Here is an 11,436-nt window from a genome sequence, read left to right on the forward strand (position 1 = left end):
TTCACTTTCCGAAAGGTTGGTTCAACACAACTTATGCAAGGGGGATTCATATGACTTCAGAAAGCAATAACAACCATTTACCGGACAGAAGCGAAGTAAAAGAAGAAAACAAATGGCGACTTGAAGATATTTTTGAAAGCGTCGATGCATGGAATAAGGAATTTGAAGCGGTCAAAAAAGAAATTCCTAAGCTCGCCCAATTTAAAGGCAAGCTCGCTCATTCTGCTGATGTACTGTATGAAGCCCTAACCTTTCAGGATCAGCTTTCTGAAAAGCTTGGTAAGCTTTATACATATGCGCATATGAAATACGATGAGGATACAACGAACTCATCATTTCAAGCGCTGAATGATAAAGCATCGAATTTATTTACACAGCTCTCTAGTACCTCTGCTTATATTGTTCCAGAGATTTTATCGATTCAAGAAGATAAATTGCAGCAGTTTATCTTGGAAAAAGAAGAATTAAAACTGTATTCTCATGCTCTTGAAGAAATTAATAAAGAACGTCCGCATATCCTAAGTGAGGAGCAAGAGGCCTTATTAGCTGAGGCATCTGAACCTCTCTCAACTTCATCTACTACTTTTAGTATGTTTAACAATGCTGATATATCGTTCCCTTCTGTAAAGGATGAAAATGGGGAAGAAAAGAAAATTACCCACGGCAACTTTATTACATTTTTAAATAGTGATGACCGTGAAGTGAGAAAGAATGCCTTTAAAGCTGTGTATAAAACGTACGATCAGTATAAAAACACGCTTGCTTCGACACTGAGTGGCTCGATTAAAAAGGATAATTTTTATGCAAAAGTTCGAAATTATAAATCGGCAAGAGAATCAGCACTATCTCGAAACAGTATTCCAGAAGAAGTATATGACAATCTTATTGATACCGTTCATCAATATTTACCGTTACTACACCGTTATATTGAATTACGTAAAAAGGTGTTAAAGCTTGATGAAGTGCACAATTATGACTTGTATACGCCACTTGTAAAAGATGCTGGAATGAAGCTAACCTACGATGAAGCAAAGGATTATATGCTAAAAGGGTTAGCGCCATTAGGAGAAGAGTATGTCTCTGTATTAAAAGAGGGGCTCAATAATCGCTGGGTAGACGTTTATGAGAATAAAGGGAAACGTAGCGGTGCGTATTCATCTGGAAGCTATGGCACAAATCCATATATCCTCATGAACTGGCAAAATAATATTGATAATTTATTTACACTGGCTCATGAATTTGGACATTCTGTCCACAGCTACTATACAAGAAAGCACCAGCCATATCCGTATGGAAACTACAGCATCTTTGTAGCTGAAGTAGCTTCCACGACAAACGAGGCGTTACTAGGTGAATATTTGTTGAATCATCTAGATGATAAAAAGCAGCGTTTGTATGTGCTAAATCACTTGTTAGAAGGATTTAGAGGAACGGTGTTCAGACAGACGATGTTTGCTGAGTTTGAGCATCTGATTCATGTGAAAGCACAAGAAGGAGAGGCTTTAACGCCAGAATTCATGACGAACCTTTATTACGACCTGAATAAGAAGTATTTTGGAGACGGCATGGTTGTGGATAAAGAAATCGGATTAGAATGGACGAGAATCCCTCACTTCTACTACAACTATTATGTCTATCAATATGCAACAGGCTATAGTGCTGCACAGGCATTAAGCAAGCAAATCTTAGAAGAAGGAAAACCTGCGGTGGAGCGCTACACAGACTTCCTTAAAGCAGGAAGCTCTGATTACCCAATTAATGTGCTGAAAAAAGCAGGTGTTGATATGGCTTCCAAAGAACCAATTGAAGCAGCATGTCAATTGTTCGAAGAAAAATTAAAAGAAATGGAAGAGCTCATCTCTAAAACAGGTGAGTAATGAAAAGACTTCTGTCAGACGTGTGAGTGTAAACTCATCTTTTGACAGGAGTTTTTTTATCATAAGAATAGACCTCTTCGTATGTAGAGGCCGCTCCTTATCATCAACCTTTAAATCCCTTAAAGGTCTTCCTGTGGTTCATTCGATAAAGTGTAAAAAGGATTGCAGCAAATAAGAGTGGTGATGTGAGATAAAGAGGAAGCATTTTCATTAAGCCTAATATGTTTAAAAAGAAACAGAAGCCAATGGAAACAAGTCCAATGGTTGTGCTACGCATGCAGATCCCTCCATTTTTTCGTTACTTTCACTATATGAAAGTGACAACCCTCTTATGTTTTGTGACAAAAATATGAACATATAGTATATCTGTTGTCATAAGTCGACAAAATTTGATATACTACAGATGTGAAATTAATCACATACAAACATTACCCCTTTGTTTGACCGTGAAAAATTTCTCCCATCCCCTTTGTTGTCGTTAAGACATAGTGAAACCGCGCTTATCCCGGCGCGGTTTCTTCGTGGTTTCAAAAAGAACAAACGTTCCTTTTTAGAGGTAAAGAAAAAACATGGGTCAGCACCCATGTTCATTCTCACAACGATAGACATCAAGATCTGAATGATGATCATCTTCTTTATAGCGCCAAAACATTTCTTGATGCACTTGTACACGTTCGACTTTTTTAGCGAAAGCCAGCTTTTTCATTTCTCGTTCAACTTCTTCAAGTGTCAGGTCATAAACGACCGCAATTTCTTTAGCAGATGCAAATTGAAAGTAAGCAATAAACCATTCAATTGGAGGTCGTTCTGAAGGGGTTGGTTTTTCACCAATCATTTCAAAAAGGATTTCCTCGTATACATCATAAGAGTACGCACCTGAAATTTTTAATCCTTCATCTCCGTTTACTGTATTAAAAAAGGCAAAGGTCGGTAGTTCAGACACGTCCATTTCAGCGGCAATTTTCATATCACATTTTAATGCTTTGACAGCACTTTGAGAATGAATATCGCGCTGGAATTCCTCGATGTCTAGTCCAGCGCTTTTCGCATTTTCTAGTAGTACGTGTTCACTTGTGACATCTTGCTGATGGCAAAAAAGTGATTCTTGAATGAGACGCAGAAATTTCATTCCGCATTTTCTGCCTTGAAGTTCAGCCGCTTTTAATGCAAGCGAGGCGAGATAAGGTGAAGTTACAATTTGTTCAGACAGCATTTGTTCTTTTTTGGTCTGAGTTTTGGTCGCAAATTTCCCCCATGCTTCGGTCAGTAAATGCTTTTTTCGTTTTCGATTCAATGCATTAATACTAGAACTTGTCACTGTTCGTAATGTGAAAAAACGGCCGTACTTCATTTTTAATTTTTTGATAGATGGCTCTAATAACCAGCAGTCTGGACTTAGAGGGTCAATGAATACATAGATTTCAATCGGCTTTTGAGGATGTCCGTGACAGTGTGAGAAATATTGATCATGCGTATTGCAGCTCAAGATCGTCCATCCTTTTCAGGTGTTTGATTGACCATATGACGAGCCGTTAAAGAAAGCCGCTCAAATAAAAAGTCACGAATATCGCCGGTTAATCCTACTTGATCCATTGCATCCTCCATGGATTCAAGCCATGCGTCAGCCCGCTCCTCAGTAATCGGAAAAGGGAGATGTCTCGCCCGTAGCATAGGGTGGCCATGCTCCTCTGTATAAAGCGGGGGTCCGCCTAAATATTGTGTTAAAAACTGTTTTTGTTTTCTTGCTGTTTCTTTTAAGTCATCCGGGAAAATAGGATGAAGCAAAGGATGACACTTTACATTTTCATAAAAAGTATCAACAAGTTGCGATAGAAGTTCCTCTCCAACCGCTTCGTAAGGTGCGTTAAACGATTGTACCATGTTGACTACTCCTTTTACTCGTAGTTAATAGGATGACACACCCTATTGCAAATTCATTTATTTCAAAAGTGATAATCAGTTTGTTCTATTTTATTGTTTCTATTCTTGTATACTTATTTTAACAACCTCAACTCAATTCCACAAACAAACCGCTTTGGTCTATTGGAAATAAGGGGAGAGGCGGGTTCCGTGATCAATTGAACATATCATAACACATTCAGTCAAAAAAGGGTGAAAAGCGACATACAAAAAACCGAAGAGGTTATTCTCTTCGGTTTAAGCGAAATATTGTGCTGTGATTTTCTTTACATAATTTTGTGTTTCTTTAAATGGTGGAATGCCGCCGTATTTATCAACATTTCCTGCGCCTGCATTGTAAGCAGCTAAGGCGAGTGAGACATTTCCATTATATTTTTGAAGCATTTGTTTTATATACTTCGTCCCGCCTTCAATGTTTTGGGCCGCATCAAAGGCATTATTCACGCCAAGTGACTTAGCTGTAGATGGCATAAGCTGCATAAGGCCAAGTGCGCCTGCATGGCTCACTGCATTCGTACGATAGCCAGATTCTTGCTTGATCACCGCATGAATCAGTTTTTCTGGAACACCATGTTTTTGTGCCATTTGTGACACAATTTGATTAATTTCTTTTGAAGATGAGCCGCTTGAAACAGCCTTTTGAAGGGGCGACGTGTAGCTGTTGTTTAAGACATTTCCAATCCCATTCGCTGTATTTAATTGAGCGTCATTCGCATATGAAGGTTGAGCTTGAAGCTCTTCTCCGCCAGCAATAGCAGATAAGTATGGATTTGTACGTGCATATTGTGTGTTCGGAGCCGTTGATGGGTCCGTTCCCATAAATGCAGAAATGGATAGCGGGAGGCGTGATAATTCTGATCCGCCTAAAAAATCTTGCAACAGCGACTGAAATGAGGCCTGTGCATTCGATTCTTGGCCGCCCTGCATTTGCGTTTGTCCAGGGTCTGATTGTAACGTTTTAAGCGCTTGGAGCTGCATAAAGGATTGAAGTTGATTGACGTTCATCATGTTCCTCCTTCAAGGAATTCATCTATTCTGTGTTTTCATTTTCTCATCATAAAAACGTACGACTTTGTTTTTCGTGTTTCGAACAGGGATTTGAAATTGTTGGAGCAATACGGAGAATGCGGTTTGTCCGATTTCTAGGTCGCTCACTTCAAATTCAAGTTCGTAGTCCTCTACTGTTAAATATCGGCTGTGATCCAAAACAATTAAGCCTTCTTTGATCATTTTTTCAGCTCTCGACGTTTCAAGTGAACCAAAATACACAATTTGATCCTTTTGAATGTTCAAATGGTCTAGCCTGTCAGCCACTTCACCTTTTGGCAACTGAAAATCATCAAGGTTTGAAGGAGGAGCGATCGTTTGGTGGGTTTCGAGCAAGCCTATTTCGTGTGGTTCCTTTAACGTGAGAACCCACTGACCGTTTTTTTCTCTCATTCTTAATGCAGCGAATTGAGATTTTATATCAAATTGGGGTGTATCAAAGTAATAGTTGGTTTGCGTATGAAAATCAGAATCCTTCAATTGAAAATGTTGTTTCAACTGTTCAAATTCTTCTTTCATTAATAATTGCTTTAGTTCTATTTCAATTTCCTGTGCCATTTTGACATCAACCTTTCATTTAGAGGAAATATGATTATTGTACATGAAGTATGTTTATCATGTAAAAGACTGTTTTTATCTATTGTTTCTCTTTCCGTTTGTGCCAAAATCAAAGGGTAATGACGTGAAAGAGTCATTTATAAGAAGAAAATAGGGTTTTCTCCAAAAGTTCGGTTTATCAATATTGAACTTGATATGATAAAATAAAGCTGTACTTTGTTGTAAAGGAGATCATGATGCAAAACCGAATTGAAATCGCAGAAGCAACTTTAAAAGAAGACAGGCTGATTTTGACGACCAAGTCAGAAGAGCAAATCCAAAAAGCAAAAGCATCAGGACAAATGCTTGTTGATTCTGATCACTTTGCGTTCGTTTACATACTTGAAAATGAGGAGTCCTTTTCATATCTTATCTTAGGGGAAGATACATGGGCTCCATTAAAAGAAGCAATGACACTTGACATCCCTGTCTATTTGGCAGCGGAAGGACATTCGTTAGAACTCATTCAGCTTCATCAAGAATTACATTATTTAATCGACAATATTAAAGACAATGCCAATTACGGAGATATGGAAGAGAAAGTGAAGAGCACATTCCTCTGAAATAATTAGGTATATGGAATTGGGGGAAGTTTCATGGACAAAAAACAATGGGATCAATTCCTCGCACCGTATAAACAAGCAGTCGAAGAATTAAAAGTGAAACTAAAAGGCATTCGAAAGCTGTATGAATTCGAGGATGACCATTCACCAGTAGAATTTGTCACAGGCCGAGTGAAACCCGTTGCCAGCATATTAGAAAAGGCAAAGCGTAAAGAAATCCCAATGCATGAAATTGAAACGATGCAGGATATTGCTGGGCTTCGCATTATGTGCCAGTTTGTAGAAGACATACAAGTCGTGAAAAAAATGCTCCAGTCACGAAAAGACTTCGTGGTTGTTGATAAACGCGACTATATTGCAGAGCATAAAGAAAGCGGATACCGTTCGTACCACCTTGTTGTGTTATATCCGCTGCAAACGATCAACGGAGAGAAGCAGCTCCTTGTCGAAATCCAAATTCGTACACTTGCGATGAATTTTTGGGCGACGATTGAGCATTCTCTGAATTATAAATATAGCGGGAATATCCCGGAGAAAGTCAAGCTGCGCCTTCAAAGAGCTTCTGAGGCAGCGTCTCTTCTTGATGATGAGATGTCTGAAATTAGAGGGGAAATTCAAGAAGCACAAGTAGCATTTTCCCGGAAAAAGAAAAACGATAGCTGAGCCTGTGCTTGATCAAATATGAAGCTGCCCTCTCATAGCAGCAAGGTGGAAAAGGAGAAGAATTCATGAAATTTGCAGTTTCTTCAAAAGGGAATTCTGTATCTGACACACTCAAAAATAAAATTCAGACCTACTTATTAGATTTTGGGATGGAACTCAATGAAGAGGAACCAGATCTTGTCATTACGGTTGGTGGAGACGGCACCCTACTTTATGCATTTCACCGTTATAGTGACCGCCTGAATGAAACAGCTTTTGTGGGTGTTCATACAGGTCATCTTGGTTTTTATGCTGACTGGGTGCCAAGTGAAATTGAAAAACTCGTCTTAGCTATTGCGAAAACGCCTTATCACATTGTGGAATATCCGATCTTAGAAGTCATTGTCAGATACAACGACGGCGGCAGAGAAGAGAAATATTTGGCTATGAATGAATGTACGATTAAGAGTATGGAAGGGACACTAGTGGCAGATGTTGAAATTAGGGGTCAGCTGTTTGAAACATTCAGAGGTGACGGTCTTTGTCTGTCTACACCGTCTGGCAGTACAGCTTATAATAAAGCACTTGGGGGCGCTATTATTCACCCTTCCATTAGAGCCATTCAGCTGGCAGAAATGGCTTCCATCAACAACAGAGTGTTTCGAACGGTCGGTTCGCCGCTGATTTTACCGGACCATCATACTTGTGTCATTAAACCGAGGAATGATGTCGATTTTCAGGTAACCATTGATCATTTGACGCTGCTTCATAAGGACGTCAAATCCATTCAATGCCGGGTAGCAGACGAGAATGTCCGTTTTGCCCGATTTAGACCATTCCCGTTTTGGAAAAGGGTGCAAGATTCCTTTATCGGAAAAGGAGAATAAGAAAGAGGTCGTTCTCGCTGGAATACTTTACGTTAAACAAAACCATGACAGCCAAAGAAGAGGGGCTGCTTTTAAAGGATTATTTAATAGATCTTGGCATTTCGAAAAGAATGCTGACAGATATTAAATTTGATGGCGGTGATCTCCTCATTAATGGAGAGCATGTGACTGTGAGATACAAGCTGCATAATGGAGACAGGCTCACTATTTTATTCCCAAAGGAAAAAGTGAGTGAAGGGCTAAAGCCTGCTCCGATTCCGCTTGATATTTTATTCGAGGATGAGCATGTCCTTGTGCTGAATAAAAGGCCATATATCCCGTCCATTCCTTCCCGTGAGCACCCAGAGCACAGTATTGCAAATGGGTTGTTGCACCATTATGCAGAGCAGTCTGTTCGGCTGACAGTTCATTTGGTGAATCGTCTTGATCGTGATACATCTGGCGTCATGCTTGTGGCCAAGCATCGCTTTGCCCACAGCCTTTTATCAAAAGCGCAGAAAAGTGGAGCGGTTAAACGAACATACAGAGCGTTTACACATGGCATGATCAAAGAAAAGCATGGCACCATTCGAGCAAAAATTGCCCGAAAAGGAGATAGTATCATTGAGCGAATGGTCGATGATACTGGACAGGAAGCTGTGACGCATTTTACAGTACGAGCAGTGGACACTGAGTTGAACATGTCAGATGTAGCACTAGCACTTGAAACGGGGAGAACCCATCAAATTCGTGTTCACATGCAGTATCTTGGTTACCCGCTCATCGGAGATACGTTATATGGCGGAACGAATGAGCGGATGAACCGGCAGGCACTGCATAGTGAGACTCTTGTCTTTCCTCATCCGATGACTGGGGAGGAAATGACATTCTCGGCTCCGCTTCCTGAAGACATGAAATCATTGCTGCTTTAAATAGAGAAACCCGGCTACCTGCAAGCGCAGGACCGGGTTTTTTTATGATGTGAAATGCTGAAACCTTGAATCGTCATAAGGCATAGAGGAAGGAACAGAAATCGTTTCAAGCTCAGGATATTTGAGGGCAGATAGTCGGTGGCCAAATACACAGCCTGTATCAATGTTGACGGTTTTGCCAACGAATCGCGGTTCTTTCACGGGTGTATGTCCGTAGACAATCCATGGTTTCCCGCGATATTCCTTTGCCCAATCCTTCCGTACAGGTCGTCCATCCGGCCACGTTTCTCCTGTGACTGCGCCAAATAATAAATAGGATCGCATCTGTTTGTTCGGCTTTCTACCAATGTCCTTTTCCTTCATCGCTGCGTGAGCAATCACCAGTTCATTAGGAATAAGTACATCGTAAAGCGGAGCCTTCTCAAATAGCTGCTTAAATTCATGTGACAATGTCGTTTGTTCATGAAGCGGCAGTTGTTTTATTTCATTTACAGTGGTTTCGATGCCATGAAGTAATTTCACAGGATTTCCTTTCAAATAGCGATAAAGCTTAAAGCAATGATTGCCAGGTACGTAGCGGATCGCGCCATGTGAGTAGGCATGAATGACAAAGCGCATGACATCTACTGACTGAGGACCTCGATCTGTTAAATCACCGACAAGTGCTAGCGTTCTCTTATCAGGATGGACGGGTAATCCATGTTTGAGTTCGTATCCTAGTTTGTGTATGAGGGTAAGCAGCTCTTCGTAGCAGCCGTGGATATCACCAATGATATCAAATTTCATAAGATTTCCTCCTGATTTTTCTCATCCATTCATCGGGGCTAAAGAAGTTTGAATTTTAGAACATATAACGAATGGCTTTCTTTTCATTTAGGCAATTGTTAGAATCAATGCTTTAACGTAAACCTTAAAAGATTAAACATCAATGTTAGGAGGCTTTAGCCAATGGAGCATACATCTGTTTCATCACTCGTTGTCGTCATTATTGTTGCCTTTTTCACCCCACTTTTATTGCACCGATTTAAGCTGACCATTCCGGTCGTTGTTGCTGAAATCATCATGGGGCTCATCATTGGAAAAAGCGGTCTTCAACTAGTAGTTGAGCATGATGCATGGTTAGATACGTTATCCATGCTCGGTTTTATTTTTCTGATGTTTTTAAGTGGACTTGAAATAGATTTTTCTTCTTTTGAGTCAAAGAAGAAAGCACGAGAACTACCAAATGGTCTAAAGGAACCAAATACGTTTAAAGCAGCCACTATTGTGTTTCTTGGCGTATTTAGTATTTCTTTTATTCTGTCCTATGCGTTTGTCCTTGCAGGGTTTATTCAAAATGCCTTTTTAATGACGCTCATTATATCGACGATCTCATTAGGGGTTGTGGTTCCTACTTTAAAAGAGGAAAAGCTGATGCAGACAAATATCGGTCAAATCATCTTGCTTGTCGCTGTCATTGCAGATTTGGTGACGATGATTTTACTTGCTGTATTCTCCTCCATTTATGGCGATGGTACAGGGAATATGTGGCTTCTGCTCTTATTATTTGCTGCGGGCATCCTTCTTTATTTATTTGGTCGCGTATTTAAGACAAAGTCAATTTTTCAGTCCATGTCAAAAGGGACCGTGCAAATTGGGACAAGGGCGATCTTTACTCTCATTATAGTCTTAGTTGCCTTATCTGAATCACTCGGTGCTGAAAATATTCTTGGAGCGTTTTTAGCGGGCGTACTCGTGTCTCTTCTCTCGCCGAATAAAGAGCTTGTTCAGCAACTGGATTCATTTGGCTACGGATTTTTGATCCCTATCTTCTTTGTGATGGTCGGAGTGGATTTGAATATATGGGCACTATTCAAAGACCCAACCATTATGATCATGATCCCGCTGCTATTTATTGCCTTACTCATTAGTAAGCTCATCCCGATTCTTTATTTGAAAAAATGGTATGACATGAAAAAAGTGATCGGTTCTGGCTTTTTATTAACATCGACGTTATCACTCGTCATTGCAGCTGCGACGATCGGGGAGCGGCTCGGAGTCATTGACCATAAAATGTCTGGAGCGCTGATTCTAGTCGCGGTACTCACGAGTATTTTAACGCCGGTTTGGTTTAAAGCGCTGTTTAAAAAAGAACAAGCTGCGAGCCATAAAAAACGTGTGACCTTTATTGGTGCAAATCAGCTGACCTTACCTGTTACACTCGATTTACATCAGGATGAATATGATATTCGAATTTTGCATGTCTTTCAAGAAAATAAAGAAGCGCTGCTTGCAGACTCCATCTTTGAAGTTGAATCGATTGAAGAGTACAATGATGAGACGCTGCGAAAGGCAGGCGTTGGCCAGGAGGATGTCCTCGTCGTCGCAACTGGCAGTGAGACGAAAAATAAGGAAATTGCTTTATTTGCAAAGGAAGAAGGAGCGAAACAAGTCATTGCGAGTGTGAACAAAGCTGAGGCAGAGCTGGAATTGAAGGAAGCAGGAATTGATACGTTTTCTAATTTCCTATCATCTAAAACGGTGCTTAGAGCCTTGATTGAAGCACCAGATGCGATTCGATTATTAACAAATGAGGATACTTCCTTGTATCAAATTCAAATGAACAATCATCGCTATCACAATGTCATGCTGAGGGAATTTCCGTTTACTGGCGATTTGGTCTTTGTCCGTATTTTCAGAGGGATTGACAGTTTAGTCCCACACGGAGATACGACGCTTAGAAGCGGAGACCGTGTGCTTGTATCGGGCTCTCGTGAATATGTGGCAGGACTAAGAGCTCAATTAGAGTAACAATGAACCCTTGACCAATGAACAATTCCTGATTAAGATAGAAGTACAACATCATATATTTGATCCACTAGGGGAGTCCTTTAAAAGGGCTGAGATAAAAGTATTGACTTTTAGACCCTCATTACCTGAACAGGTTCATACCTGCGTAGGGAAGTGGTGCGGTTTTTGACTATGCTTTTGACAAATTCCAAGCCACTTTCCA

General features: G+C 40.3%; 12 protein-coding genes and 1 riboswitch. Of the genes, 6 read left to right on the plus strand and 6 right to left on the minus strand.

Going from position 1 to position 11,436, the window contains the following annotated elements; translation table 11 throughout:
- The first annotated feature begins 50 nt into the window (after window positions 1-50).
- Window positions 51-1,877, plus strand: a complete 1,827-nt coding sequence (pepF, locus tag NKR21_RS06165; RefSeq protein ID WP_285855895.1) for an oligoendopeptidase F — start codon at window positions 51-53, stop codon at window positions 1,875-1,877.
- 103 nt (window positions 1,878-1,980) lie between these two features.
- Here pepF and NKR21_RS06170 read toward each other — a convergent pair whose 3' ends face one another.
- From NKR21_RS06170 to NKR21_RS06190, 5 genes are all read right to left on the minus strand, one after another.
- Complete coding sequence (locus tag NKR21_RS06170) at window positions 1,981-2,154, minus strand: hypothetical protein (protein ID WP_088003084.1); 174 nt, start codon at window positions 2,152-2,154, stop codon at window positions 1,981-1,983.
- 297 nt (window positions 2,155-2,451) lie between these two features.
- Complete coding sequence (locus NKR21_RS06175) at window positions 2,452-3,363, minus strand: ClpXP adapter SpxH family protein (protein ID WP_012009578.1); 912 nt, start codon at window positions 3,361-3,363, stop codon at window positions 2,452-2,454.
- The gene (locus NKR21_RS06180; protein WP_144457868.1) at window positions 3,360-3,758 is read right to left on the minus strand and encodes a globin domain-containing protein; all 399 of its coding nucleotides are present in this window, start codon (window positions 3,756-3,758) and stop codon (window positions 3,360-3,362) included. The genes NKR21_RS06175 and NKR21_RS06180 overlap by 4 nt, the downstream gene beginning before the upstream one ends.
- A 276-nt stretch (window positions 3,759-4,034) precedes the next feature.
- Window positions 4,035-4,802, minus strand: a complete 768-nt coding sequence (locus NKR21_RS06185) for a lytic transglycosylase domain-containing protein (RefSeq protein WP_144457866.1) — start codon at window positions 4,800-4,802, stop codon at window positions 4,035-4,037.
- A 21-nt stretch (window positions 4,803-4,823) separates the two neighbouring features.
- On the minus strand, window positions 4,824-5,402 hold the full coding sequence (locus tag NKR21_RS06190) for a CYTH domain-containing protein (RefSeq protein ID WP_144457864.1): 579 nt from the start codon (window positions 5,400-5,402) through the stop codon (window positions 4,824-4,826).
- A gap of 236 nt (window positions 5,403-5,638) precedes the next feature.
- On the opposite strand from NKR21_RS06190, the gene NKR21_RS06195 reads away from it, so the two are divergent.
- The 4 genes from NKR21_RS06195 to NKR21_RS06210 all read left to right on the plus strand — a co-directional run bounded on the left by NKR21_RS06195 (window position 5,639) and on the right by NKR21_RS06210 (window position 8,444).
- Window positions 5,639-6,004, plus strand: a complete 366-nt coding sequence (locus tag NKR21_RS06195) for a UPF0738 family protein (protein ID WP_041815407.1) — start codon at window positions 5,639-5,641, stop codon at window positions 6,002-6,004.
- Between the two features lie 33 nt (window positions 6,005-6,037).
- Window positions 6,038-6,667, plus strand: a complete 630-nt coding sequence (gene yjbM / locus NKR21_RS06200) for a GTP diphosphokinase (RefSeq protein ID WP_144457862.1) — start codon at window positions 6,038-6,040, stop codon at window positions 6,665-6,667.
- A 65-nt stretch (window positions 6,668-6,732) separates the two neighbouring features.
- A complete protein-coding gene (locus NKR21_RS06205) occupies window positions 6,733-7,533 on the plus strand; it encodes an NAD kinase (protein ID WP_058014287.1) in 801 nt (266 codons plus the stop codon).
- A gap of 44 nt (window positions 7,534-7,577) precedes the next feature.
- Complete coding sequence (locus NKR21_RS06210) at window positions 7,578-8,444, plus strand: RluA family pseudouridine synthase (RefSeq protein ID WP_012009584.1); 867 nt, start codon at window positions 7,578-7,580, stop codon at window positions 8,442-8,444.
- Between the two features lie 42 nt (window positions 8,445-8,486).
- On the opposite strand, the gene prpE is transcribed toward NKR21_RS06210, so the two are convergent.
- On the minus strand, window positions 8,487-9,230 hold the full coding sequence (prpE, locus tag NKR21_RS06215; protein WP_144457860.1) for a bis(5'-nucleosyl)-tetraphosphatase PrpE: 744 nt from the start codon (window positions 9,228-9,230) through the stop codon (window positions 8,487-8,489).
- Window positions 9,231-9,392: 162 nt separating this feature from the next.
- On the opposite strand from prpE, the gene NKR21_RS06220 reads away from it, so the two are divergent.
- On the plus strand, window positions 9,393-11,234 hold the full coding sequence (locus tag NKR21_RS06220) for a monovalent cation:proton antiporter family protein (RefSeq protein WP_119124700.1): 1,842 nt from the start codon (window positions 9,393-9,395) through the stop codon (window positions 11,232-11,234).
- 59 nt (window positions 11,235-11,293) lie between these two features.
- Window positions 11,294-11,403: riboswitch (TPP riboswitch) on the plus strand.
- Window positions 11,404-11,436: the final 33 nt, after the last annotated feature.

Source organism: Bacillus sp. 1735sda2 (assembly GCF_024159245.1).
Taxonomy (GTDB): domain Bacteria; phylum Bacillota; class Bacilli; order Bacillales; family Bacillaceae; genus Bacillus; species Bacillus pumilus_O.

Coding starts and splice junctions, on each gene's coding strand:
- pepF (WP_285855895.1), top strand. CDS start 51: ATGACTTCAGAAAGCAATAACAACCATTTACCGGACAGAAGCGAAGTA.
- NKR21_RS06170 (WP_088003084.1), bottom strand. CDS start 2,154: ATGCGTAGCACAACCATTGGACTTGTTTCCATTGGCTTCTGTTTCTTT.
- NKR21_RS06180 (WP_144457868.1), bottom strand. CDS start 3,758: ATGGTACAATCGTTTAACGCACCTTACGAAGCGGTTGGAGAGGAACTT.
- NKR21_RS06185 (WP_144457866.1), bottom strand. CDS start 4,802: ATGAACGTCAATCAACTTCAATCCTTTATGCAGCTCCAAGCGCTTAAA.
- NKR21_RS06190 (WP_144457864.1), bottom strand. CDS start 5,402: ATGGCACAGGAAATTGAAATAGAACTAAAGCAATTATTAATGAAAGAA.
- NKR21_RS06195 (WP_041815407.1), top strand. CDS start 5,639: ATGCAAAACCGAATTGAAATCGCAGAAGCAACTTTAAAAGAAGACAGG.
- yjbM (WP_144457862.1), top strand. CDS start 6,038: ATGGACAAAAAACAATGGGATCAATTCCTCGCACCGTATAAACAAGCA.
- NKR21_RS06205 (WP_058014287.1), top strand. CDS start 6,733: ATGAAATTTGCAGTTTCTTCAAAAGGGAATTCTGTATCTGACACACTC.
- NKR21_RS06210 (WP_012009584.1), top strand. CDS start 7,578: ATGACAGCCAAAGAAGAGGGGCTGCTTTTAAAGGATTATTTAATAGAT.
- prpE (WP_144457860.1), bottom strand. CDS start 9,230: ATGAAATTTGATATCATTGGTGATATCCACGGCTGCTACGAAGAGCTG.
- NKR21_RS06220 (WP_119124700.1), top strand. CDS start 9,393: ATGGAGCATACATCTGTTTCATCACTCGTTGTCGTCATTATTGTTGCC.